General features: G+C 49.2%; 19 protein-coding genes. 13 read left to right on the plus strand and 6 right to left on the minus strand.

Annotation, left to right across the window (positions count from 1 at the left end; genetic code table 11):
• Window positions 1-106 precede the first annotated feature (106 nt).
• A complete protein-coding gene (locus H9L42_RS14235) occupies window positions 107-2,452 on the plus strand; it encodes a Cna B-type domain-containing protein (RefSeq protein ID WP_187304076.1) in 2,346 nt (781 codons plus the stop codon).
• 396 nt (window positions 2,453-2,848) lie between these two features.
• On the opposite strand, the gene H9L42_RS14240 is transcribed toward H9L42_RS14235, so the two are convergent.
• From H9L42_RS14240 to H9L42_RS14255, 4 genes are all read right to left on the minus strand, one after another.
• Complete coding sequence (locus H9L42_RS14240; RefSeq protein ID WP_187304077.1) at window positions 2,849-3,931, minus strand: NAD(P)H-dependent amine dehydrogenase family protein; 1,083 nt, start codon at window positions 3,929-3,931, stop codon at window positions 2,849-2,851.
• Between the two features lie 145 nt (window positions 3,932-4,076).
• Window positions 4,077-4,916 (minus strand): MerR family transcriptional regulator, encoded by an 840-nt coding sequence (locus H9L42_RS14245; protein ID WP_187304078.1) that lies wholly within the window; start codon window positions 4,914-4,916, stop codon window positions 4,077-4,079.
• Between the two features lie 263 nt (window positions 4,917-5,179).
• Window positions 5,180-5,890 (minus strand): DUF6036 family nucleotidyltransferase, encoded by a 711-nt coding sequence (locus tag H9L42_RS14250; protein ID WP_187304079.1) that lies wholly within the window; start codon window positions 5,888-5,890, stop codon window positions 5,180-5,182.
• Window positions 5,880-6,449 (minus strand): helix-turn-helix transcriptional regulator, encoded by a 570-nt coding sequence (locus tag H9L42_RS14255; protein ID WP_187304080.1) that lies wholly within the window; start codon window positions 6,447-6,449, stop codon window positions 5,880-5,882. Before H9L42_RS14255 ends, H9L42_RS14250 begins: the two co-directional genes overlap by 11 nt.
• Window positions 6,450-6,726: 277 nt before the next feature.
• Here H9L42_RS14255 and H9L42_RS14260 point away from each other — a divergent pair, with 277 nt between their 5' ends.
• Window positions 6,727-9,084, plus strand: a complete 2,358-nt coding sequence (locus H9L42_RS14260) for an FAD-dependent oxidoreductase (protein WP_187304081.1) — start codon at window positions 6,727-6,729, stop codon at window positions 9,082-9,084.
• Window positions 9,085-9,109: 25 nt separating this feature from the next.
• Here the strand turns inward: H9L42_RS14260 and H9L42_RS14265 are convergent, their stop codons facing one another.
• Entirely contained in the window at window positions 9,110-9,985 is an 876-nt protein-coding gene (locus H9L42_RS14265; RefSeq protein ID WP_187304082.1) for a hypothetical protein, read from the minus strand.
• Window positions 9,982-10,866 carry a putative ABC transporter permease gene (locus tag H9L42_RS14270; protein WP_187304083.1) on the minus strand — a complete coding sequence of 295 codons (885 nt, stop codon included), beginning with the start codon at window positions 10,864-10,866 and terminating at the stop codon, window positions 9,982-9,984. The genes H9L42_RS14265 and H9L42_RS14270 overlap by 4 nt, the downstream gene beginning before the upstream one ends.
• A 175-nt stretch (window positions 10,867-11,041) precedes the next feature.
• Here H9L42_RS14270 and eutH point away from each other — a divergent pair, with 175 nt between their 5' ends.
• The 11 genes from eutH to H9L42_RS14325 all read left to right on the plus strand — a co-directional run bounded on the left by eutH (window position 11,042) and on the right by H9L42_RS14325 (window position 24,581).
• The gene (gene eutH, locus H9L42_RS14275; protein ID WP_187304084.1) at window positions 11,042-11,212 is read left to right on the plus strand and encodes an ethanolamine utilization protein EutH; all 171 of its coding nucleotides are present in this window, start codon (window positions 11,042-11,044) and stop codon (window positions 11,210-11,212) included.
• 209 nt (window positions 11,213-11,421) lie between these two features.
• Window positions 11,422-15,147 carry a phosphoribosylformylglycinamidine synthase gene (locus tag H9L42_RS14280; RefSeq protein ID WP_187304085.1) on the plus strand — a complete coding sequence of 1,242 codons (3,726 nt, stop codon included), beginning with the start codon at window positions 11,422-11,424 and terminating at the stop codon, window positions 15,145-15,147.
• A 236-nt stretch (window positions 15,148-15,383) separates the two neighbouring features.
• On the plus strand, window positions 15,384-15,896 hold the full coding sequence (gene purE, locus H9L42_RS14285) for a 5-(carboxyamino)imidazole ribonucleotide mutase (protein WP_187304086.1): 513 nt from the start codon (window positions 15,384-15,386) through the stop codon (window positions 15,894-15,896).
• A 25-nt stretch (window positions 15,897-15,921) separates the two neighbouring features.
• Window positions 15,922-16,632: a phosphoribosylaminoimidazolesuccinocarboxamide synthase gene (purC, locus tag H9L42_RS14290; protein ID WP_187304087.1), complete on the plus strand. Its 711-nt coding sequence runs from the start codon at window positions 15,922-15,924 to the stop codon at window positions 16,630-16,632.
• Complete coding sequence (purF, locus tag H9L42_RS14295) at window positions 16,632-18,044, plus strand: amidophosphoribosyltransferase (RefSeq protein WP_187304088.1); 1,413 nt, start codon at window positions 16,632-16,634, stop codon at window positions 18,042-18,044. Before purC ends, purF begins: the two co-directional genes overlap by 1 nt.
• Complete coding sequence (purM, locus tag H9L42_RS14300) at window positions 18,037-19,086, plus strand: phosphoribosylformylglycinamidine cyclo-ligase (RefSeq protein ID WP_187304089.1); 1,050 nt, start codon at window positions 18,037-18,039, stop codon at window positions 19,084-19,086. The genes purF and purM overlap by 8 nt, the downstream gene beginning before the upstream one ends.
• Window positions 19,087-19,665: a phosphoribosylglycinamide formyltransferase gene (gene purN / locus H9L42_RS14305; RefSeq protein WP_187304090.1), complete on the plus strand. Its 579-nt coding sequence runs from the start codon at window positions 19,087-19,089 to the stop codon at window positions 19,663-19,665. It abuts the gene before it with no gap.
• The gene (locus H9L42_RS14310) at window positions 19,666-21,090 is read left to right on the plus strand and encodes an amidophosphoribosyltransferase (RefSeq protein ID WP_187304091.1); all 1,425 of its coding nucleotides are present in this window, start codon (window positions 19,666-19,668) and stop codon (window positions 21,088-21,090) included.
• A gap of 3 nt (window positions 21,091-21,093) precedes the next feature.
• Complete coding sequence (gene purH, locus H9L42_RS14315) at window positions 21,094-22,629, plus strand: bifunctional phosphoribosylaminoimidazolecarboxamide formyltransferase/IMP cyclohydrolase (RefSeq protein WP_187304092.1); 1,536 nt, start codon at window positions 21,094-21,096, stop codon at window positions 22,627-22,629.
• 15 nt (window positions 22,630-22,644) lie between these two features.
• Window positions 22,645-23,937: a phosphoribosylamine--glycine ligase gene (purD, locus tag H9L42_RS14320; protein WP_187304093.1), complete on the plus strand. Its 1,293-nt coding sequence runs from the start codon at window positions 22,645-22,647 to the stop codon at window positions 23,935-23,937.
• A 29-nt stretch (window positions 23,938-23,966) separates the two neighbouring features.
• Entirely contained in the window at window positions 23,967-24,581 is a 615-nt protein-coding gene (locus H9L42_RS14325; RefSeq protein WP_187304094.1) for a cytidylate kinase-like family protein, read from the plus strand.
• The last annotated feature ends 94 nt before the right edge of the window (window positions 24,582-24,675 follow it).

The following is a 24,675-nucleotide window of genomic DNA, read 5'->3' on the forward strand; positions in this document are numbered from 1 at the left end:
CATCGATATCAGAAATCCCTCCGGAATATGCTTTCTCCAATATTTTGTTGATGAGTTTTTTTGCGATTTGTTGTATAATTGTTTCCATAAGAGACCAGTTCCTTTCGTGAGTTTTTGTGATGAAAACTATTTTATCATTTTGGAACTGTCTCTTTTTAGTTCTCTCTCAAAAATTCCACAATTATTTTACACTATCAAGACTTCCATCAGTGGAAGCAAGACCTGGGTGGACAACAGCAACAAATATCAGACCAGACCGGGCGAGCTGGAACTGACTCTGACCCGTCAGATTCAGGGCGGCGAGCCAGAAACCGTAAAGGTTGAACCGACCTGGAAAGATACAAATACGAATGAGTGGACATTTAACTATGCAGATCTGCCGAAAGCGGATGAGAATGGCAATGTGTACACTTACACCGTGAAAGAAACAATTCCGGCTGCGGGTGGCGATGACCGCTACGCTGCTTCCAACGAAGGAACCGCGAATGCGGATTATGAGCTCACCAACACTCTGACCGGTAAAACGGAAGTTTCCGTAAGCAAGACCTGGAAAGACGGCAGCGACGCGGAAGATACACGACCGGGCGAAATCACCATACAGCTCTACAAGACGCTGGATGGAGACAAAGAAGAGCAGCCGGTAACAGGAGATAATGGAAAGGTTACGTTAAACAGTGGTAATGGATGGCAGCATACATGGAAGGAACTTCCGAAATATGAAGATGGAAAGCTGATTCACTATACGGTAAAAGAAATTGCGGCAGATGGAACAACCGCTCTTGAAGAAAACGGTGCTTACGATAAGAACTACATCGTAAACTACGGCGGAACACAGGCGGACGACTATACCATCACCAACACGCTGGTTACTTCTCAGACCGTAACGAAGCTTTGGGAAGGCGATGATGAAGCAGATTTAGAGAACACGGTTGATCGACCGACGAACATCACAGCGCAGCTTTACGCGAAGATCGGAGACGGAGAGGCGAAGCCGGTAAATGGTAAAACGGTTAAACTAAATAAAGATAGCGGATGGACCCACACCTGGACGAACCTGCCGAAGTATGATGGTGATAACCTGATTCACTATACGGTAAAAGAGCTGGATGCGGATAACAAACCGGTGGATCATGAAGGTGCGTACAATGACGATTACACCGCGTTTTACGCGACCGATTCGGAAACCGGAGAAGTGACGATTACCAACTACCACCAGCCGCCTCAGTACATGTACCTGGGTCAGGTGGAAATCCGCAAGGATGTTGTGGTAAATGACGCGGAAGGAAATCCGCAGCCGCAGAAAGTAACTGACACCTTCTATGTAGCCTTGTTTGAAGATGAAGAGCTGACGACCATGGCAACCGATTATGACGGCAACAAAGCTATGAAAGCGATTGAGTTTAACGGCGAATCTTCTAAGGCGGTGACCATCGACAATATGCCGGTAGGTCCGACAACACATCCGGTTACCTATTATGTAGCGGAAGTGGATAAAGACGGAACCCCGGTTGATAACAGCTTCAAGTACCAGGCGACAGTGACAAAAGGAAAAATCAGTCTTGACATCAAGCATCTTGATAACAAGGAGGATCCGGCAGTCATTACTAATGCCTTTGGTAACATCCTCGCCAGCATCGGCGGGACTAAGACCTGGGCGGATGAAGACGCAAGCGAGCGTCCGGCTTCCATCGAGGTAATCCTGCAGCAGAACGGTCAGGACTATGTGGACGCCAACGGCGACAAGTACATTAAGACGGTAACCGCGGCGGACAACTGGACCTACACCTTTGAAAATCTGCCGGAATACGATGAAGACGGAAAAGCTTACCAGTACTCTGTCAAAGAAGGATACGTAGACGGCTATACTCCGGAAGTAACCGGAATGGATATCCGGAACATTCAGGACTACGAAGGTTACTACTATGAAGGAACCGTCCGCATTACCAAGCAGGTGCTGCTGAAGGGCGATGACTACAATGTAAAAGACGTGTATTACGCGGGTATATTCAACGACAAGGATTATAAAGATCCGCTGACAAATGATGACGGCTCTCAGTATATTGTGCCGCTGGTACTGGAGGATGAGAGTGAAACAACGGTGGAAATCACAGTGCCGTTTAACAAAGAGGATTCCGCGGAATACTATATCACCGAAGTCGATGAAAACGGCGTTCCGGTGAAAGACGCCAAAGGTTTGGAATACAAAGCGTCTGTAAAGGGCGGCAAGGTAGTTCTCGATACAGAGGATACCGAAGGCGATGTGACAATCGTCAACTCTTACGACAAAGAAAAGAAAGGCAACCCGAACGCTCCGAATACATCGGATACCCCGGGCGGCAGCGGAACCCAGACCGGCGACAACAGCAATATGACCCTGTTGATTCTGACTATGCTGATGGCTCTCACCCTGATGGGAGTTCTGGCTCTCGGCAGAAAGCGGAAAAAGTCCTGAAAAAATCATAAGTTAATACCATAAGAATCTTTTTCAAAGAAGGGGCAAGCCACATTCCTGTGACAGCCTCTTCTTTTATTGAAAATCTGCCCTGTTCCCTTGCCTGCCCCCATTCGTCCCAAACTGAACGGATTTTCAAGATTTAGGACGAATTTTTCCCGTTTTCGCGCCCTGTAACCCGGGAACCTGCCCGGATCGCCCCGCATCCTCGATTCCCAACCCCTCTAGCCCACAAATTTTGTACCAAATCTCCGGTTTTTAACCTGTTTCGGACGGAGCCCCCCGGACGGAAACGTGAAAAAACCAAAAAACAAAAAAGAAAAGGGCCCCTGCCTGGCAAGCCGGGGCTCTTCCCTGTGCTATATAAGCAATATTGTAAGTCAGAAGATGACAAAATCAGAGGCTCTTCACATATTCGTGAAGGGGCTTTATCATGTACTGGCTGTAAGGCAGCTTATCCGTACTGATGTAGCCCGCCTCAGCGTCGATCAACTGAGGCAGCCGGTTTAAAATCGTAGCGCATGTCAGCTCTACTGTTGCCGGTCTGTTGACAATAACTGTCGTATCCGGCTCCCCGTAAAGAGTCCATTCATTCTTATCAAACTCTTCCGGCGCGTATACTTTTCCGATACATTCCGTTTCCAATGTGATGCCTTCGGCAGTTTCGGTCGTTACAATCGCGGACATTCCTGTAGCATCGCCTGCCTTAATGGTCATACCCAGTGTTTCAGAATGCAGGTCTTTTTCATAAGTGTGCGGCACGCATTTCTGCGTCTGAGAAGTAATGGTCAACCCCAGCTTACTGCAGAGCCAGCCATTCTGATTCCACATGTAAGACGGGATGTACTCTCCTTTTTCCACCAGACTCCCGATTTCGTCCGAAGACAGGGAGTTGTAATTGCCAATCTGTTTTTCAAATTCATCCAACGTCAGACCGGCTCCGTGGCCTTGAGCCAGCGCGATCCCGTAGTCTTCCACGTTGTAGCTGCTGCTGCCCTTTATCTTTGTGATGTGAGCGGAAGAAGCCGCCAGATTGGTAATCATTGTGCCCCAGAAAAGATCCGGATAGCCGCTGCCGCACAGCGTACAGCCATGTTCCTTTGCGAGAGCGTCCAGTTCCTTTGTGATGTCAGGAGAAGAATTCCATGGATAAAGGGACTCTTCACAGGTGGAAATGGCATTGACGCTGTTCTTCGCGCAGACGGAAAATGCTTCCTTCAGCTCAGCCATTGTACTGCGGGTGGCAATCACACACACATCCGGCTTTGTTGCCTTCAAAATGGCGTCCGCCTCATCCGCCGGGGAAATTTTCACTCCCACCGGATCGCATCCAATGACACTGCTTACGTCTTTTCCGATAATTTCAGGGTTCATATCGAAAGCAGCTACAAGCTCCGCGCCTTTATCCAGCACATACTGCATCAGATATTTGCTCATTTTTCCGCACCCGTACTGGGCAACTCTTACTTTACGTTTCATAGTAAGACCTCCTTTTATTGGGACAATCACTTACTTAAAAGTATAAACAATAAACGAGTATTTGATACGCGTATCTTATGCTGTTTTCCTATGATACTGTCAGTATAAAGGTTATACTAACTATAAAGTCAAGTGTTTTTTAAAATTATTTTTTGGATACAATGGGAATTTCGATTTTATAAAACATATTCCGCTGATCATCCTCAAAGACCGGAAATTCCACCAGCACCTCGCACATGTAGTCCCCGCACACCTCAAAGCCGCTTTCCTGAATCCGATCCAGCAGCCTGCGCGCGTTGTCCCGTTCCGCGTAAAAATCGTCTGAACAGATACAGTAGTACATGGCGGCAGGGATTTTTTCCGGCTGAAAGGATTCGTCTTCCGGATCCACAAAGAGAAATACTTCATGGGCGGAAAACGTGCCGTCCAACAGATCCTGCCGCCGCATAATCGTCCCGACATTGCAGAAATAGCTCATAGCCAGGTCATTATTCGCAAGATGCATCTTCAGCTCCCGCAGCATATACTCGTAGCCGGTGTAGTCCTGATCAAAAAAATCCTTCTCAGAAGTATAACGGTAAATATAGCGTTCCGAAATATACTCCATGAACATCTGTCCGTCCTTGGGAAGGGCGTCGTACTGCCTGTAGTTCTCCAGGGTTCTGGAGATGGAGCGCTTTCTCCGGTTCAGATCTTCAATCTGCCGGTCAATTGCGCCGTTCTGCTCCTGAAGAAACTGTTTGATGCTTTCTGTATTTCCTTCCTCCAGCTGCTGGCGGATCTGCTTGAGGGTCATGCCGTAGTCCTTCATGTACTGAATCATGTCCAGCCGCGCGGATTGGATGATGTGATAATAGCGATATCCGGTATTGGGATCGGTAATCATTGGGGTCAGCAGCCCTTCCCGATCATACAGCCGTAGCGTCTGCTGAGAAATCCGGTTTAATTTTGCCATCTGACCGATGGTTAATCTTTGCAGGTCCATAAAAACCTCCTAAATGTTTACTCTTGATGTAAGGTTATAATTCATTATAACCGCCAGAAGAGAAAAAAGAAAGTCTTGCCTGACTTTAGCTTCATCCGGCAAGCACAGGATATTGCAGGATAACCATTACATGCCTTCTATCATGCTATTCCTTTCTTTCGGGCAAAACAAAACGACAGATTTTTTTAAGGGACTCCATATCCTTATGATAGTGCCCTGATATAACACAAATAGCAAATATCCCGTATATAGAATACAGATATTTATTTCTTTAATTTTGCTTTTAATGTTTTTAGGATATCATCTACATTTTCTGCATTTGCGACATTTTCATATTCTTTTCCAAAATCAATCAAAATTTCTTTCGACTGCTTTTCTTCCTCCTTTACAGACGAATATATTTCTTCAAATTTACCATTCTTCATCGCGTCTTCAATAAATAGCTTCGAATTTTCAGGGAATTCGTCCCAGCCACCATACAAACTTTCAACGGCTTCATTAATTCTGTCCAAAGTAATTGATTCGCCATCATGTTCATGGGCCGCTAAAACTCCGATAATATCTGATAAATCATTTTTATACTTTCTTCCTGCACGAAGTTTCATAGCAATGAGATATTCGCCCTTAATCGAGCGTACCGTAACAACATTTGCAAATGTTCTATAATAAACAGATATTTCATCCAATTTCGGTGAGTAGGATCCGGTTCGCATAAAATCATTATTGATCCATTTATTCGGCAGTCCAAATCTGTCTCCAACACGATTAATCGCCTCTTTCATGGAAGACGCGGCATGAATGATTGCGTCAATATCTGTTGTCATATCCCGAAAACCATAGTTTACAAGGATTGCCGCGCCGCCTGCCAGAACAATCTCAGCAGGCATATTTTTTCCTGCCACCCTTCGATATTCTTTCGCAAGCTCTTTCAGGTAATTATCTAAATTATCTTTCGTAAAACTGTTAGGTGACATTCCGTACCTCACTCTCTACAATGTTAAATTTTATAAACTCCGGTATGGATTCTTCCATAGCCTTGCGCTTTAAATTGTCATTCCGCGCGATGCGAGACGCGACCAATACGCTTGAGGGATATATGATTTTCTTAAGTTTCATATTCCGAAGATCATTATATTGCGCGCAAATCGGGATATCATTTACCCGGCTGACATAATCGAGCATTGCCAAAAGATACAGACATTCCGGATACCATTTCTTTCTGTGATATTTTCCGATTATATCTTCTTCTAATACCTCTACCACAAATGGGATATCGCCTTTTTCTTTCAGACTATGGCATATATTACTTTTGAAAAGCTCAAAATCTATACGGACTTCCAGGTATGGCTCAATTATGCTTTCCATTGACACGCCAAGCTCTTTTGCTATACGATAGATCGTTTCTGCGGAACACTTTTCAATTCGCGCCTTTCCATTACAAATATCATTGATTGTTGTGTATGGAATCCCACTGTTTTTAGCCAGACGATATTTTGTTATGTTTTTCTCTTTTATCAATTCATTTATCGTCATTTCGCTCCGCCTCCTTATATTGGTATTATAACGGTAAACCGATACAATATCAATGAGTTCATTGTTAATTTTATGCTCTTTTACATCTTTACATTCTTCTGCATAAATCGATTGCAAACGTAATTGGCTTTAAACATTGTATCATGACAAAAAATGCCGGCATTGCGGGGCAGGCCGCTTTTTGCCGCGTGGATACCTTGACAGCCGCGCTTGAAATCCTGTATATTACAGGCAGAAATCCACCAAAGAAGAGCGGACAGAAACGAGGTAACGTATTATGGAAAGATCGAATGGCAAAGGTCCCGTTCTATGCGAGAGAGAGGCGGGTACAGGTTTTAATATCTATAAAGTAAGAGGCAGCAGATATACAGCTGTTCTGGATGGAGGAAAAGTCAGCCATGACTTTCTGCGGGATACGGACTTTCTGATTCTGAATCGGTGCAGTCCGGATCGGATGGAAGGAATGCGGAACATTCTGGACCTTAATCCGGATATTCAGATAATAGGTACCAAAGTGACTTTGAACTTTACACAGGAATTTTTAGGGAGAACCTTTCAGAAGAGAATGATCCGGGATGGAGACTGCCTGGATCTGGGAGATGTAACGCTTCACTTTGTTTGTGTTCCCAACATAACATGGAGCAGGCATCAGAACCGGACCTGGAGAAAGGCCTATAAATTCCTTCAAATGCCCAACTGGCAGTGGATCGACAGCCTTTACACTTATATCCCGGAAGAAAAAACAGTTTTTTCAGGGCAGACATTCAGCGCAAAAGACGGCAGCCGGAGAACCATGTATCTGGAAGATCTCGCGCTTTTCCGGGAGCAGGTCAAAAAAGCCGTCGAGCGGATCCGGCAGCTGGACGCGGAGACGATCCGGCCGGAAAAGGGAAGGGCACTTTCTTTGCGAACCGCGGTGTCTGAATATCAGGAATGGATAGACGAACGAAACACGGAGACCGGAAACAAACAGGCGGTAGTACTTTACCGTTCCGATTTTGGATGCACGAAGCAGCTGGCAGAGTGGGTCGCGAAAGGAATTGAAAAAAACCGGGATCTTGAGGTAAGTCTGATTTCTCTTGCGGAATCGCCGGAGAATCTGAAGGATCTGCTGTATAGGGCAGACGGGATTGCCATGGGCGTCCCGACAAATCAGGAGGACTGCGAAAAAAGCATGCGGCTTCTGACCGCGGAACTGTCTCCTTCGTACTGCAGAGGCAAACTGGGAATGGCGTTCGGCTCCTTTTCTTATCAGCCCAAAGGAGTTTCCAATATGCTGCGGCGCATGGAGCAGCTGCAGATGCGGGTTCTGAAAGAGGACTTTTCCGTAAGATTTCAGCCCCAGCCTGAAGAACTGGAAAGGGCGGAATTCCTGGGTGAACATTTTGGAAAATGTATTTTGGCAGGAGAAGTGCTGCCGATTTTAGAAATGCCTGCGGAAGAACACATAAACCGGATCGAAACGAACCGCCGCTTTGTAATTATCGGAAATGGAGCCGCCGGGACAACCGCCGCGGAGGAGCTGCGCAAACGGGATCGGACCTGTACAATCGAGATAATCGGAGATGAGCCCCTGCCGGGCTACAACCGGCAGATGCTGACAAAGGGCGTTTTAAACGAAATCTCCCATAAAAATATGATGCTGCGTCCGAGGGATTGGTATGAGAAACAGCAGATCGACGTGACACTCCTCGCAGCCGCGGAGCGGATCGATCCGGACAAAAAGCAAGTTTTCCTTTCGGACGGAACAGACAGGCGCTATGACAAATTGATTATCGCTACCGGCGCGGAGCCTGCGATTCCCGATATCCGCGGAACGGAAAAGCAGGGAGCCTTTACGATCCACAAAGTGGAAGCAGTGGATAAAATGCGAACATATCTGCGTGAAAGTCAGGCGCGGGATATTGTGATCGCCGGAGGGGGAATCCTGGGAATGGAGACAGTCGCGGAGCTTTCCGGATCAGGAATGAATCTGACTATCGTGGACAGCGCGCCGTTTCTTATGGCTTCTCAGCTGGATCCGAAGGCCGGAGAACTTCTCGCGGAGGCAGTTGAAAAGAAGGGAATCCGGGTACGTGTCTCCGCGGAGATTTCGGAAATTCTGGGAGACGGGAGCGTGAGCGGCGTAAAACTGGAGTCGGGAGAAATCCTGAAAGCTCAGGCAGTGATCGTCTGCGCCGGGATTTGGGAAAATGGAAGAATCCTTCCGGAGAATCAGAGCGGAGCGATTGTGGTGGATGAAAAGATGCGGACCAAAGTGAAAGATGTTTATGCCTGCGGCGATTGCGCCGCTTTCCGGGGAGTCAACTACGGGCTTTGGACCCAGGCGGTGGAAATGGCAAAGGTTGCGGCGGCCAACGCGGCGGGGGAAGACGCGCGCTACCGACCTGTCGTGCCGGCAGTCACCTACGCGGGACTGGGACTGAGCCTCTTCGCCATCGGCGACACAGGAAAAGACAGAGAGGTATTTTATGCGGCCAAAGAACTGGACCTTCCACAGCAGAAGATTTATAAAAAGCTGTATTTCAGAAATGAGAAATTCTGTGGAGGTGTTTTGTTGGGAGATGTGGATATGGCGCCGGAACTGGTGAAAGCCTATGAGGAAAAAAGCGCAATTTCTGAATTGAAACTATAGAGTAAAAGGGCATGATCCCGTGGAATCATGCCCTTTTGCGGGAAAGGAGCCTGCAGAGCAGGCAGATAACGATCAAAACCGCAGTCAGTATCAGAGCCGCGAATCCCGAAAATTGCAGCCCTTCGCTGATAATTTGCGCGGCCAGTCGGGAGACGGCGTCGCTTTCGTCGGCCATGCTACGGACAAAATCCGTGAGATGGGCATCCGCGTTTGCCGCCAGCAGACAAACCGCGCCAGCGAGAAAGCTGACAACCGCCCACCAGATAAAACCAAGTTTGCTTCCCCAGAACAGCATGATCAGCATAATTCCAAGAATCAGACAAATGGCAGCCAGAACAAGCTGCATAGAACTTCCGAGAAAGGTCTGAGCTTGAGATAATTCAGACTGGGAGGAATTGGGGGCCATTGGATTCTGAGAAACCGGCAGAGAGGAATTGAGATCCTGCACAAGCTCATCGCCGTTTTCTTCCACATAATTGCGAACCTGTTCTTTCTGACTATCCGAAATGGAAAGACCTGATTCCGCGGAAAGCTCGTCCAAACTTTCGTCCGTCAGATCCAGAAGGTCTTGTTTTGTGAAGCGGGAAAAGTTTTCGCCCTGCAGAGCTGACTGGATGGCAGAGGCGGTGTATTGCCCTATAAATTCAGAGGCCGCGTCAGTCTGCATCGCTTCGTTTAGAAATTCGCTGACCTTTTCGTCCGCGTTTTCATCCGCCTGCCTGCTGGCGGCGTCCAGAGCCTGCTGTGAAATTTGATTTGTAAAATCCGTTTCCTGAACAGCTTTTGCGATTGAATCAGATGAGATTGCTTCATTGCAGGCGATGACGCCCATCAACGCGCCCTGCGCGCAGAGCAGCAGGAAAGACAGGATCACTGCGAGAAAAACCTTCAGTACTTTCATTTTTTTCCTCCTTTTTGCTTTTTATAACGGTCAATATGCTGTTTGAGCAGTTCCATTGCTTCTGAATACCTGGTGGAGCCCGCTCCCGGGAAGGCCTTCAGCAGACGCTGCTGTCCATATGTAAGTTTTCGTTCCAATTCCATGCGATGTTCTTCGGCGAGCTGCTTTTTCTTCCTTGCGCGAATTTGCAGCTCTTCTTTTCCCTTTGAAAGTTTTTCGCGAAATTCGTCACTCTGCTCCTCAAGTTCAGATTTCGCTTTTTCCGCGTTATCTTTTGCGCGGATAGAACCTTCGTACAGAACCTCTGTAACATCATCTGAAAATTCACGGAGTCTGGATGCCGTTTTTTCAATATGCAGCAACCGCTTGTTGAGACCTATCATGGTGCCGATTGTAGCGGCGCAGTCCGCCAGAAAGGCCGCTCCCAGAATACACAGGATGACAGGCCCCAGCGTATGGGGTACCAGGGAAAGAAGAAACGCGACCGTAGGGTGCGCGATATATACAACAAAGACACAGGCCAATCCCCACATAATGGAAAAGCGCAGACAAATATAGCCTCCGATGTTAAACGGTTCCTTTGAGTAATCCCACCATCGCTGATGAAACAGCTTTTCCAGTATAAATCCGGTTAGCCATTCCAAAAATGAACAAAGAATGACAGAACCCAAAAATAAAATCACCCCGTGAGCCGCCAGAGGTTCAAGCAGCCATATAATGACAACAACACTGACCCCGTAAATAGGGCAGATGGGACCGTTTAGAAAACCGCGATTTATCAGCTTTCCTCTGCTCAGAGCCTGAAAACAGACCTCCGTACACCAGCCGAGAAACCCGTAAATGAAGAAAAACGCGGACAACTCGTAAAAAGTCAGATGCATAACAGCAGTATCCTTTCCTTCTTTTTTATCATTATATCACAACATCCTGAAAAGGAGAGTGAAGTTTTTCCGAAGGGGCGCCACTTTACACGTTCTGATAAACTTTATATAATAAAAGTCAGAAAACCAGACCGCGGCCGCGGGATTTCTTATAACGCTCGCCAACAGCATCCCCATGTATGATACACGTATGTGCGCGTTAGGAGATCATCTCAGCTATACCGCCGGTGTTAATATGCAGATGTTGGTGCCGCTGATGATAGGAAAATTGACGGCGGGGATTGCCGCGGCGGTTTTGGCATGGATCGTGATGCGCGCAGGTACAGGGCGTGCCGGACAAGCATGATGAGTGCGGAAATGGAACAAAGACGAACGATGATGGGTGTGCATGTGAAAAACGTTCGACATTGTAGAAAAAAACTTGTTTTTTCCGAGCATTCTTCATTGAATCAGGTGAAAAAAGATGCTAGAATAATCCCGTAAATATGCAGTTTTTAGACAAAAAGGCGAACGATATTTGCCTGAGAGGCGATAACGTACGGAAAGGGCGAAATCATGGTAAGAAGAATATACGTAGAGAAGAAAGATGGATTTGACGTAGAGGCGCAGGGGATGTTTGCCGATATCCGGGAAAACCTGCACGTGGACGGACTGACCGGAATCCGCGTTTTAAACCGCTACGACATTGACGGAATTGATGACGCGACCTACGAGAGAGCGAAATACACGGTGTTTGCAGAACCAGCGATTGATACGGCTTATGACGAAGAGATGCCGGATAACCTGGGTTCTGCAACTTTTTTTGCGGTGGAATATCTGCCGGGACAGTACGACCAGAGAGCGGATTCGGCGGCTCAGTGCATCAAATTGATGAACGCGGAAGCGGAAGCTTCGGTCCGGTTCGCGCGGGTGATTGTTCTGGAAGGGAATGTAACGCCGGAGCAGCAGAAGGAAATCCAGAACTATTGCGTGAATCCGGTGGATTCTCAGATCGCGGAAAATGAAAAGCCTCAGACCCTGGATATGGAAACAATGGTTCCTGAAAATGTAAAAATCATGGACGGATTTACAAAGCTGGATGAAGAGGGACTGCAGAGCTTTCGCAAAGATATGGAATTTGCCATGAGTGAAGGGGATATCCGCGTGATTCAGGAGTATTTCAAAAATGAAGAACAGCGGGATCCGACTCTGACAGAACTGAAGGTCATCGATACTTACTGGTCTGACCACTGCCGCCATACGACTTTCAATACCCAGCTGACACAGGTGGAATTTGAGGATGGCCCTTACGGAGCGATTGTCCGCAAAGCCTTTGAAGAATATATGGATATGCGAAAAGAGGTTTATGGAGACCGGGAAAAAGATGTGTGCCTCATGGACATGGCCAGCATCGGAACCAAATACCTCAAGAAAAAAGGAATTCTTCACGATCTGGACGAATCCGAAGAAATCAACGCCTGCAGCATTAAAGTAAAGGCAGAAATCGACGGAAAAGAAGAGGACTGGCTGGTGATGTTCAAAAACGAAACCCACAACCATCCGACGGAAATCGAGCCTTTTGGCGGCGCGGCAACCTGCCTGGGCGGTGCCATCCGCGATCCTCTTTCCGGCAGAGTGTATGTTTATCAGGCTATGCGGGTAACCGGTTCGGCGGATCCGAGAAAACCGGTGGAAGAAACCCTTCCGGGAAAACTTCCTCAGAGAAAGATTACACAGGGCGCGGCGTCCGGATACAGTTCCTACGGAAACCAGATCGGACTTGCCACCGGACTTGTGGATGAAGTGTACGATGAGGATTACGTTGCCAAGAGAATGGAAATCGGCGCGGTAATCGGCGCGGCTCCGGCTGACCATGTGAACCGGAAGGTTCCGGCTCCGGGAGACGTTATCGTACTGGTAGGCGGCCGCACGGGAAGAGACGGGTGTGGAGGCGCTACCGGTTCTTCCAAGGAGCATACTGAAGAATCCATTCTGGAGTGCGGAGCGGAAGTCCAGAAAGGAAATCCGCCGGTAGAACGGAATATCCAGAGAATGTTCCGCAGAAAAGAAGTAGCGACCCTGATCAAACGCTGCAACGACTTCGGCGCGGGCGGCGTGTCCGTAGCTATCGGCGAGCTGGCGGACGGCCTGGACATCAATCTGGATCTGGTTCCGAAAAAATATGAAGGACTGGACGGCACGGAACTGGCGATTTCCGAATCGCAGGAACGAATGGCCGTTGTTGTAGAGAAAGAAAAGGAAGCGGAATTCATCGCCTACGCCAGCGAAGAAAACCTGGAAGCCACAACGGTGGCAAAAGTAACGGATGAAGGACGTGTTAAAATGTACTGGCGCGGAGACTGCATCCTCAACCTCTCCAGGGCGTTCCTCGATACCAACGGCGCGAAACAGGAAGCTGCCGTAGAAATAAAAGGAAATTTCGACCCATCCGTGCTGACAAAGACTATGGCGCCGGAAACGGCTCTGTCGGATCTGAACTGCTGCAGCAGGAAAGGTCTCATTGAACGGTTTGACAGCACCATCGGAGCGTCAACGGTGCTGATGCCTCTGGGCGGAAAGTACCAGCTTTCCCCGGCTCAGGGTATGGCGGCGAAACTTCCGGTAACCCAGGGAGAAACAACGACAGCGACCCTTATGGCCTATGGATTTAATCCCAAAATCGCCAAAGCGAGTCCTTTCCATGGAGCCATGTACGCGGTCATCGATTCGGTAACGAAAATGGTCGCTATGGGAGCGGACTATAAGACCATCCGTCTGACCTTCCAGGAATACTTTGAAAAACTGGGTGATAATCCAAAACGGTGGGGCAAGCCCTTTGCCGCTCTGCTGGGCGCGCTGCGGGCGCAGAAGGAACTGGAAATCCCGTCCATCGGAGGAAAAGACAGCATGTCGGGAACCTTTATGGACATCAATGTTCCGCCGACGCTGGTATCTTTCGCGGTAGCGGCGCTGGACGCCGGCGAGGTGGTTTCCACGGAACTGAAACAAGCCGGATCCCAGCTTGTTTACCTGCCTGCTTCCAGAGACAAAGAAGGTATCATCGACTTTACAGCATATAAAAAATCCATGGACAAGGTAAGAGAACTGACGGCGGCCAAGAGAGTGCTGTCCGCCTCCGCTATCGGAGAAGGCGGTCTCTTTATGACCCTTGTGAAAATGGCAGTGGGAAATAAAATCGGCGTCTGCGCTCCGGAAACGGAAAACACCGGCCTGGATTACGGCGGAATGGTTCTGGAGCTTTCGGCGGACGAGTCCCTTGAGACTCTCTTTGAAGGGGTAACCTTCCGCAAGATCGGAAACACAACCGACAGAGAAGAAATTCTCATGAAAGGAATTTCCATGAGCCTGGATGAAATCATCCGCAAATGGGAAGCTCCGCTGGAAGGGGTGTTCCCGGTACGAACCAAAGATAATACCAGCGAAACGGTGGAGGCCCTTTCCTATACAGAAAGAAACCGCAAGGCTCCGGCAGTAAAACTCGCCAGACCGCGGGTTCTGATTCCGGCATTTCCGGGAACCAACTGCGAAATGGATTCCAAGCGCGCCTTTGAGCGGGCAGGAGCCCAGGCGGACATTCACATTATCCGCAACATGACTCAGAACCAGCTGATTGATTCCATCAAAGAACTGGAAGCGAAAATCCGGGAAAGCCAGATCATTATGATTCCAGGAGGCTTCAGCGGCGGAGACGAGCCGGACGGTTCGGCCAAATTCATTACCGCCGTATTCCGCAATCCGCGGATCAAAGACGCGGTAACGGATCTTCTGGAAAACAGAGACGGTCTGATGCTGGGAATCTGCAACGGCTTCCAGGCTCTCATCAAACTGGGACTGGTGCCGGAAGGAAGGATTATCGACACGGATGAGAACAGCCCGACTCTGACCTACAACAAGATCGGCCGCCATGAATCCTGCCTGATTCGGACGAGAGTGGCTTCCGTAAAATCTCCATGGCTTGCCGGCGCGGAATTGGGAGATATTCATACGGTCGCGATTTCTCACGGAGAAGGAAGATTTATCGCCGATGAAGCGGTTATGAAACGGATGATTGAAAACGGACAGGTGGCAACTCAGTATGTGGATTTTGACGGCAATCCTTCTATGGATATTGCCTTTAATCCGAACTTTTCCAACATGGCCATTGAGGGAATCACCTCGCCGGATGGAAGAGTCTTAGGTAAAATGGGTCATTCCGAACGAATCGGACAGTATGTATATAAAAATGTAGACGGAAACAAGGAACAGAAGATCTTTGAATCCGGCGTAAAATACTTTAAATAATTGGAACATAGGAATGGATTGTATCCATTCCTATGTTTTGCGGCTAGTTGGATACAAAATTTATGGATTTGCAGGATCGGATTTGAAAGAAAGCAGCAGAAAAGAGCCTTTTTTCAAGAACCCGATCTCGCAACCGGGAAACTTTTGTATCCTGCCCCGCATTTTCAGCAAAAAGGATACAAAGGAGCCTGAGCCCGGACGGAGGCTGGAAGGCTCGGAACAAACAGGAGGGAAAAATGAAAGTTGCGATTATTATGGGAAGCAAATCGGATTACCCGGTTGTACAGAAAGCAGAGGATATTTTAAAGCATTTTAATGTGGAAACAGAAACGAGAATCATCAGCGCTCATAGAACGCCGAAGGTTGCGGAAGAGTTCGCGGAAAACGCGGAAAAGAACGGATTTGAAGTGATTATCGCGGCAGCGGGAAAAGCGGCGCATCTGGCAGGCGTACTGGCGGCCACTACGCCCCTTCCGGTAATCGGGATTCCGATGAAATCCAGCACACTGGATGGACTGGACTCTCTGCTGTCCGTTGTACAGATGCCAAAGGGCGTTCCGGTAGCTACCGTGGCTGTTGACGGAGCGGAAAACGCGGGAATCCTGGCGGTCCAGATCCTCAGTACCAAATATCCGGAATTGCGACAGGCCATTAAGGATTATAAACAGAAGATGGCGGAAGATATCATCAAGCTGGACGAAGAATTCCGCACGCCGGATGAAGAAAAAGTGATTGTTTCCGATAAATAACCCCAAGAAAGAAAGGAAGAATACCATGAAAAAATTAGAACAGCTCTATGAAGGAAAAGCAAAGAAAGTATTTAAAACCGACGACCCAAACCTGTACATCGTAGACTACAAAGACGACGCGACCGCTTTTAACGGCGAGAAAAAAGGGCAGATCGCGGGAAAAGGCGCGGTGAACAACGTAATGAGCAATATCGTATTCCAGCTCCTGGAACAGAAAGGGGTGCCGACCCATTTCGTGGAACAGCTCAGTGACAGAGAGACTGTGGTAAAGGCAGTAAAAATTCTGCCTCTGGAAGTCATCATGCGGAACGTTTCCGCGGGTTCCTTCGCCAAACGCTACGGAGTGGAAGAAGGAATTGTATTTGACAAGCCGACCTTTGAATTTTCCTACAAAAACGACGATCTGGGCGACCCGCTGATGTGTGAATCCCATGCCCTGGCGCTGGGACTTGCTACCGAAGAGCAGATCGCGACCATTAAAAAATACGCGGCTATCGTAAATGATACGCTGAAAGAATTCTTCCTGGATAAGGGACTGAAGCTGATCGACTTTAAAATCGAATTCGGTCTTTATGACGGAGAAGTGATTCTGGCGGACGAAGTTTCTCCGGACACCTGCAGACTGTGGGATGTAAAGACCAATGAGAAGATGGACAAAGACCGGTTCAGAAGAGACCTGGGCAATGTGGAAGAAACTTATCAGGAAGTATTAAAGCGCGTAAAGAAAGCGGATTAATGAAGGGGATAGAAGAAAAATTTCATGACGAATGCGGCGTCATCGGAGTATACGCGCCGGGGAAAAAAGATATTGCCCGCGGCGTATATTTCGGACTGCATTCCCTGCAGCACAGAGGGCAGGAAAGCGCGGGAATCGCGGTTAACAGGCAGGGAACCATTCAGTACCATAAAGATATGGGTCTGGTGCAGGAAGTCTTTAACGACGAAATCATAGAGCGGATGCAGGGCGATATCGCGATCGGGCATGTACGCTATTCCACCGCGGGGGAAAGCCACGCGGGCAACGCGATGCCCCTGGTGATCTATTTGAGGGACAAGGCGGTAGCGCTGGCCCATAATGGAAACCTGGTCAACGCGCGGATTCTGAAGCAAAAGATGCAGAATAAAGGCGTCATCTTTCAGACGGAGATTGATTCAGAGGTCATTGCCGCGCTGATCGCCAGATACGGGCGGGACGTCCCCATTGAGGAAGCCATTGAGAAAGCGCTAAAGAAAATTCAGGGAGCTTACGCGCTGGTTATTACCACCGGGGACAAACTCATCGGAGTAAGAGATCCCAACGGTTTGAGGCCCTTATGCATCGGGAAAAATGAAGATGGCTATATCTTCTCCTCAGAAAGTTGTGTGTTTCCACTTCTGGGCGCGAAGCTGGTGCGGGATGTGGAGCCGGGCGAACTGGTTGTTATCAAAAATGGGGAGATTACCTCATATCCGTACGCTCGAAAAGAAAAGCTCGCTTCCTGCGCGTTTGAGTATGTCTACTTCGCGAGACCGGACAGCCGGATTGACGGAATCGGCGTGTATACCGCCAGGAGTAAGTGTGGAAAAATCCTGGCGAGGGAATGGCCGGTTCCGGCGGATATGGTGATTTCGGTTCCGGATTCGGGAACGGTTGCCGCTATCGGCTATGCGGAGGAATCCGGTATTCCCTATGGTGAAGGGCTGATTAAAAATCGCTATATCGGAAGAACCTTTATCCAGCCGGATCAGAGAATGAGGGAACTGTCTGTGAAACTAAAACTCAATGTGCTGGAGGAAAATGTCGCGGGCAAGCGGCTGATTATGGTAGATGACTCGATTGTAAGAGGAACAACCAGCGGAAAGATTGTAAAAATGCTGAAGGACGCGGGCGCCAGAGAAGTTCATATTCGCGTGGCTTCTCCTCCGGTAACCGACCCCTGCTTTTTTGGCATTGACACTCCGGATAAAGAAAAGCTGGCAGCGGCAAAGTATACCATTGAGGAAATCTGTAAGATGACCGGAGCGGATTCTCTTGGATATCTCAGCGTGGAGGGTATGTTGCGGGCCATTGGCCTGGGCAAAGACCGAATTTGCACCGCCTGTTTTACAGGAGAATATCCGATGGAACTGCCGGAACAGAATCGGAAAGAGAGGAAAGATCATGGATGATACAAAAAAACTGACTTACAAAGACGCGGGCGTGGACACCAAAGAAGGCGAACGGGCCGTCACCCTGATGAAGGATCATGTAAAGCGTACCTTTAATGAAAACGTCCTCACCGGACTGGGAAGCTTTGGCAGCCTGTTCCAGATCGATGTGGCGACCATGAGCCAGCCGGTGCTGGTTTCCGGTACGGACGGCGTAGGAACCAAACTGAAAATCGCCTTTATGATGGACAAGCATGATACGGTAGGCATTGACTGCGTGGCAATGTGCGTCAACGATGTTCTCTGCCAGGGGGCAAAACCCCTCTTTTTCCTGGACTACATCGCGACCGGAAAAGTAAAGGCGGAAAAAATCGCGGATATTGTAAAGGGTATCGCCGAAGGATGCAGACAGTCAGGCAGCGCCCTGGTCGGCGGTGAGACTGCGGAAATGCCGGATTTCTACGGGGAAGGCGAGTATGACATGGCGGGCTTTTCCGTGGGAATGGTGGACAAGGAAAAGATCATCACCGGAGAACATGTGGCGGAAGGAAATGTTATCATCGGCATCGCTTCCAGCGGAATCCACAGCAACGGCTATTCTCTGGTAAGAAAAGTCTTTTTCGATAAGATGAATATGAAAGTGGATACCTACGTGGACGAGTTGGGACAGACCCTGGGTGAAGCTCTGCTGACTCCGACAAAAATCTACGCGGCAGCCTGCAACGCAGTGCTTCCGAAATATGATGTGAAGGGAATCGTCCACATTACCGGGGGCGGATTCTTCGAGAATATTCCGCGGATTCTGCCGGAAGGGCTTGCGGCGAAAATCAAAGTAGGCACCTGGAAAGTTCCCCCGATTTTCCCGTACATCAAAAAATGCGGAAATATCGATAAGATCGAAATGTTCTCCACCTTTAACATGGGCGTGGGCATGATGATGATTGCATCAGCCAAAGACGCGGACGCGGCGGTAAAGGATCTGCGGGCCGCGGGAGAAACGGCGGATATTATCGGACAGATCGTCAAATCAGACAGTGAACGAGTAATATTGGAGGATAAATAAATGGTCAATATTTCCGTACTGGTTTCCGGCGGAGGGACAAACCTGCAGGCCCTCATTGATAAAGTGGAGAGCGGCGAACTGGCGGGCGCGGAGATCGTGCAGGTCATTTCCAGCAGGGAAGGCGTCTTCGCCTTGGAGCGGGCGGCAAAAGCCGGAATCAAAGGAAAGGTCATAAAGGATACGGACGGGCTGCTCAAAGCCCTCGCGGAGGAAGACACGGATCTGGTGGTTCTGGCCGGTTACATGAAAGTACTGGAGCCGCCGGTGATCGACGCTTACCGGGGGCGGATTATCAATATCCATCCGTCTCTGATTCCCAAATACTGCGGAAAAGGATTTTACGGCAAGCGGGTGCACCAGGCAGTGCTGGACGGGGGAGAAACGGTGTCCGGAGCAACCGTTCACTTTGTGGATGAAGGCGTGGACACCGGAGAAATTATCCTGCAGCGGGAGGTGCCGGTAGAGCCGGGGGACACGGCGGAGACTCTGGCCGCGCGGGTATTAAAAACCGAACATGTTATTTTAGCAGAGGGAATAAAAAAAGTAATGGAAACTTTACCAGAAAAAGGAGGTCAATAGATGGGAGGAGTTATTGGATTTGTCTCAAAACAGGACTGCGTAATGGATTTGTTTTTCGGAACCGACTACCATTCGCACCTGGGAACCAAACGGGGAGGAATGTGCGTACTGCAAAAGGACGGCTTTAACCGGTCGATCCACAATATTGAGAACACCCCGTTCCGCAGCAAATTCGAAGTGGATATCGAAGAAATGGAAGGGAATATGGGAATCGGAGCTATCAGCGACGGGGATCCCCAGCCCCTTACCGTCCGCAGCCGGCAGGGCGACTACGCCATTACAACGGTGGGACGGATTAATAATAAAGAAGAAATCGTAAAGGATCTTCTGGAAGACCGGCCGGGACAGTTTATGTCCATGAGCGGCGGAGGCATCAACAACACAGAACTGGTAGCCGCTCTGGTTTCGGAAGGAAAAGACATTGTGGACGGAATCCGTATCGCTCAGGAGCGGATCGAAGGTTCCGTTACCATGCTGGTTCTGACGAAAGAAGGTCTTTACGCGGCCAGAGACAAATACGGCAGAACCCCTCTGATCATCGGCAAAAAGGATGGGGCCTATTGCGCGGCTTCTGAGTCCTTTGCCTTCATCAATCTGGGATACAAATACCAGCGCGAACTGGGCCCCGCGGAAATCGCTTTCCTTACCGCGGAAGAGGAAAAGACCGTGGGAGAGGCCCAGGAAGACATGCGGATCTGCGCGTTCCTGTGGACCTACTTCGGATATACCACATCCATTTACGAAGGCAGGAATGTGGAAATGATGCGTAACCGCAACGGGGAGCTTCTGGCTCAGAGACCGGGAGAAAGCGATCTGGACGTGGACTATGTGGCCGGCGTTCCCGACAGCGGCGTGGCTCACGCGCTGGGATACGCCAACCAGTCGAGAGTGCCTTACGCGCGTCCGCTGATTAAATACACGCCGACCTGGCCGAGAAGCTTTATGCCGCAGAACCAGAAGGCCCGGAATCTGATTGCCAAGATGAAGCTGGTTCCGGTATTTCAGATTATCAATGATAAAAAATTCGTACTGATCGACGACTCCATCGTAAGAGGAACCCAGCTTTCGGAGACTGTTTCCTACCTTCTGGACAACGGAGCAAAGGAAATTCATGTCCGCTCCGCCTGCCCGCCGATTATGTACGGCTGCAAATACCTGAACTTCTCCCGTTCTGTCAGCGACCTGGAGCTGATTACCCGCCGGGTTATCCGGGATTTGGAAGGCATTGAGGGAGAAGAAATCGACGCGGAAATCCTGAAAGAATACGCCGACAGCAATACGCAGAAGCATGAGGATATGGTGGAGGAAATCCGCAAGCGTCTGCAGTTTGACAGTCTGAAGTTCCAGAACCTGGAGGACACCATCGAAGCCATTGGTGTTGATAAATGTAAGTTATGTACCTATTGTTGGGATGGAAAGGAATAGAAAATGAGAGCATTACTGAGTGTTTCCGATAAAACCGGAATTGTAGAGTTCGCCCGTGAACTGGAGAATCTGGGAGTTACCATTATTTCCACCGGCGGAACGCATAAAAAACTGGAGGAAAGCGGCATTGCCGTTACCGGAATTTCCGATGTGACGGGATTCCCGGAATGTCTGGACGGCAGAGTGAAAACCCTGCATCCGGCAGTCCACGGCGGAATTCTGGCCATGCGGGACAAGCCGGAGCATATGAAACAGCTTGCGGATCTGGGAATTGAGACCATCGACATTGTGGCGATCAATCTGTATCCGTTCAAAGAAACGATTTTAAAGCCGGGGGTAACTCTGGAAGACGCCATCGAAAACATCGACATCGGCGGACCGACCATGCTCCGCTCCGCGGCGAAGAACCATAAAGACGTGGTTGTAATCTGTGATCCGGCGGATTATGAGACGGTAATTGATGAGTTAAAGAAAAACAAAACCGTTTCCTATGACACCAAATACCGTCTGGCTCTGAAGGTGTTCCAGCACACGGCTGCTTACGACGCGATGATCTCCGACTATCTGAGAAAGCAGATCGGAGCGGAGCTGCCGGATAATCTGACTATGACCTTTGAAAAGGTGCAGGAACTGCGCTACGGCGAAAATCCGCATCAGAAAGCTTCTTATTATAAGGAGATTCAGCCTGCGGACGGAAGCCTTGTAAAGGCGCAGCAGCTCCACGGAAAAGAGCTTTCCTTTAATAACATCAATGACACCAACGGCGCTCTGGCAGCTCTCAGAGAATTTTCAGAGCCTACCGTCGTGGCGGTAAAACACGCCAACCCGTGCGGCGTCGGAACAGGAAGCGACATCTACACCGCTTATAAAAGAGCTTATGACTGCGATCCGACTTCGATCTTCGGAGGAATCGTGGCGGCAAACCGTCCGATTGACAAGGCGACTGCCGAGGAAATCAACAAGATTTTCATTGAGATCGTCATCGCGCCGGACTTTACAGACGAGGCCATGGAAATTCTGACACAGAAAAAGAACATTCGTCTCCTGAAGCTGCCGGACATTGAAAATAAAGAGGCGGCAGGCGAGATTGATATTAAGAAGGTGAGCGGCGGCCTGCTGGTTCAGGGTGTGGACGATATTCTCTTTGACGAAAACGCGCTGAACGTTGTGACCGACCGGGCGCCGACGGAAAAAGAGATGGAGGATCTGCGCCTTGCCATGAAGGTGGTAAAACATATTAAATCCAATGGCATTGTAATTGCCAAGGATCAGGCGACTGTCGGCATCGGACCGGGACAGGTGAACCGGATCTGGGCGGTGGAAAATGCCATCCGCCAGGCCAATACTTCTCTGGAAGGATCGGTTCTGGCTTCAGACGCGTTCTTCCCCTTTGACGACTGTGTAACCGCGGCGGCGAAAGCGGGCGTGACGGCAATTATTCAGCCGGGAGGCTCTATTCGGGATCAGGAATCCATTGACAAGGCCAACGAGCTGGGAATCGCCATGGTATTTTGCGGAATCCGCCATTTCAAACATTAATTGCAGGAGTAACATATGCGAGTATTAGTAGTGGGCGGCGGCGGCAGAGAACACGCCATCGTGTGGAAGCTGGCCCAGAGCCCGAAGGTTGATAAAATTTACTGCGCGCCGGGCAACGCCGGAATCGCACTGGACGCCGAATGTGTGCCTATCAAGGCCGAGGATATTGAGGGTCTCTGCGCCTTTGCCAGAGAAAGCCAGATCGATCTGGCGGTTATCGGGCCGGAGGTACCCCTCGCCATGGGAATTGTGGATGAAATGGAGGCTGCGGGAATCGCGGCCTTTGGCCCTAATAAAAAATGCTCCCAGCTGGAGGCCAGCAAAGCCTTTACCAAGGACTTTTTAAAGCGGCACAGCATCCCGACCGCCGGATACAGAGAGTTTACTGACAAACAGGAACTGCTGGACGCGGTGGGAATCTTCGGCTATCCTATGGTGCTGAAGGCCGACGGTCTGGCAGCGGGAAAGGGCGTTGTCATCGCGGAAACAGAAGAAGACGCCAGAAAAGCCATAGAGGAAATGATGGGAGAGAAAGTGTTCGGCAGCGCCGGAGACAAAGTAGTCGTAGAGGAGTTCCTTACTGGCGTGGAAGCTTCCATGCTGTGCTTTGTAGACGAGTATACGATTGTTCCCATGGAATCGGCCCAGGACTACAAGCGGATTTTTGACGGCGACAAGGGTCCGAATACCGGAGGAATGGGGACCTACTCTCCAAGTCTTGTGTTCGATAAGGAACTGGAAGAGCGGATTCGCCGGGAAATTCTTGAGCCGACTCTGAAAGGCTTTCAGGAAGACGGATTGGATTTTAAAGGCGTGCTCTTTATCGGTCTGATGATTACAAAAGACGGCCCGAAGGTTATCGAATTCAATAATCGGTTCGGTGATCCGGAGGCGCAGTCGGTTCTGATGCGTCTGGACAGCGATCTTGCGGATATTTTTACGGCAGTGACGGAAAACCGGCTGTCGGAAACAGAGATGAAATGGAGCGACAAAAAGGCCGTGTGCGTGGTTCTGGCTTCCGGCGGCTATCCGGGAAGCTATGAAAAAGGCAAGGAAATTACCGGCCTTGATAAAGTGGATGAGGATGTGGTCGTGTTCCACGCGGGTACCGCCAGCGACCATATCTGCGACGCCAGCTCCTGCCGCAGCGCCATTGTAACCTCCGGAGGAAGAGTGCTGGGCGTGACGGCTGTGGGGGCAACCCATGAGGAGGCTCGTCAGAAAGCCTTTGACAATGTGAAACGGATTTCCTTTGAAGGGATGCAGTATCGAAATGATATTGGATTAATCCGCTCGGATCTGCTATAATAGAAAAAAGAAATAAGGGAGGCAATATTATGAGTAAGCAGATTATAACCATCAGCCGTGAATTCGGTAGCGGAGGAAGATTGATCGGAAGACGACTGGCGGATGATTTGGGGATTCCTTATTATGATAAAGAGCTTCTGAGCAGAATTTCGGAAGAAAGCGGATTTTCGAAAGAGATGATGGAAGAGGCGGAAATGAAAGCCAAGAACAGCTTTTTCTACAGCCTGTCCTCTGCTTTTGGAACCGGAGATTCCGGCCCGGACAGCCTTTCTCTGAACGAGCGGTTTTTCCTGGCGCAGTTTGATACGATTCGCAAGATTGCCGACGAGGGATCCTGTGTCATCGTAGGAAGATGCGCGGACTATGTGCTGCGGGGTATTCCGGGAGCGACGAACATTTTCATCTATGCGGAAAAAGGCGATAAGATCAAACGCGCGGTGGAAGAGTACAATGTTCCGGAAAAAGATGTAAAGAAGGTTATGAACGATACCGACAAGGCCCGCGCCAATTATTACAATTACCATACAGGCCGCAAGTGGGGAGATCCGGTCAACTATAACCTGTGCATTGACAGCGGTTATATCTCCATCGATAATATTGTCAAACTGATTAAAGATTATCTGGAGCTGAAAAACGAACGTTAAATAAACAAAATCCTCAATTAAATCCTGACTGAAATACGAATATGGAGAAGGGATTCCCGTCAGAAGACTTTTCTTATGACGGAGGAACCCTTCT

Source organism: Zhenpiania hominis, assembly GCF_014333425.1.
Taxonomy (GTDB): Bacteria; Bacillota; Clostridia; order Peptostreptococcales; family Anaerovoracaceae; genus Hominibacterium; species Hominibacterium hominis.

What these genes read in the sequence shown, in the direction of transcription:
- H9L42_RS14270 (WP_187304083.1), bottom strand. Translation starts at nt 10,866, where the DNA reads ATGCATCTGACTTTTTACGAGTTGTCCGCGTTTTTCTTCATTTACGGG.
- purC (WP_187304087.1), top strand. Translation starts at nt 15,922, where the DNA reads ATGAAAAAATTAGAACAGCTCTATGAAGGAAAAGCAAAGAAAGTATTT.
- H9L42_RS14265 (WP_187304082.1), bottom strand. Translation starts at nt 9,985, where the DNA reads ATGAAAGTACTGAAGGTTTTTCTCGCAGTGATCCTGTCTTTCCTGCTG.
- purH (WP_187304092.1), top strand. Translation starts at nt 21,094, where the DNA reads ATGAGAGCATTACTGAGTGTTTCCGATAAAACCGGAATTGTAGAGTTC.
- purM (WP_187304089.1), top strand. Translation starts at nt 18,037, where the DNA reads ATGGATGATACAAAAAAACTGACTTACAAAGACGCGGGCGTGGACACC.
- H9L42_RS14240 (WP_187304077.1), bottom strand. Translation starts at nt 3,931, where the DNA reads ATGAAACGTAAAGTAAGAGTTGCCCAGTACGGGTGCGGAAAAATGAGC.
- purF (WP_187304088.1), top strand. Translation starts at nt 16,632, where the DNA reads ATGAAGGGGATAGAAGAAAAATTTCATGACGAATGCGGCGTCATCGGA.
- H9L42_RS14250 (WP_187304079.1), bottom strand. Translation starts at nt 5,890, where the DNA reads ATGTCACCTAACAGTTTTACGAAAGATAATTTAGATAATTACCTGAAA.
- eutH (WP_187304084.1), top strand. Translation starts at nt 11,042, where the DNA reads ATGTATGATACACGTATGTGCGCGTTAGGAGATCATCTCAGCTATACC.
- H9L42_RS14245 (WP_187304078.1), bottom strand. Translation starts at nt 4,916, where the DNA reads ATGGACCTGCAAAGATTAACCATCGGTCAGATGGCAAAATTAAACCGG.
- H9L42_RS14260 (WP_187304081.1), top strand. Translation starts at nt 6,727, where the DNA reads ATGGAAAGATCGAATGGCAAAGGTCCCGTTCTATGCGAGAGAGAGGCG.
- purN (WP_187304090.1), top strand. Translation starts at nt 19,087, where the DNA reads ATGGTCAATATTTCCGTACTGGTTTCCGGCGGAGGGACAAACCTGCAG.
- purD (WP_187304093.1), top strand. Translation starts at nt 22,645, where the DNA reads ATGCGAGTATTAGTAGTGGGCGGCGGCGGCAGAGAACACGCCATCGTG.
- H9L42_RS14310 (WP_187304091.1), top strand. Translation starts at nt 19,666, where the DNA reads ATGGGAGGAGTTATTGGATTTGTCTCAAAACAGGACTGCGTAATGGAT.
- purE (WP_187304086.1), top strand. Translation starts at nt 15,384, where the DNA reads ATGAAAGTTGCGATTATTATGGGAAGCAAATCGGATTACCCGGTTGTA.
- H9L42_RS14280 (WP_187304085.1), top strand. Translation starts at nt 11,422, where the DNA reads ATGGTAAGAAGAATATACGTAGAGAAGAAAGATGGATTTGACGTAGAG.
- H9L42_RS14255 (WP_187304080.1), bottom strand. Translation starts at nt 6,449, where the DNA reads ATGACGATAAATGAATTGATAAAAGAGAAAAACATAACAAAATATCGT.
- H9L42_RS14325 (WP_187304094.1), top strand. Translation starts at nt 23,967, where the DNA reads ATGAGTAAGCAGATTATAACCATCAGCCGTGAATTCGGTAGCGGAGGA.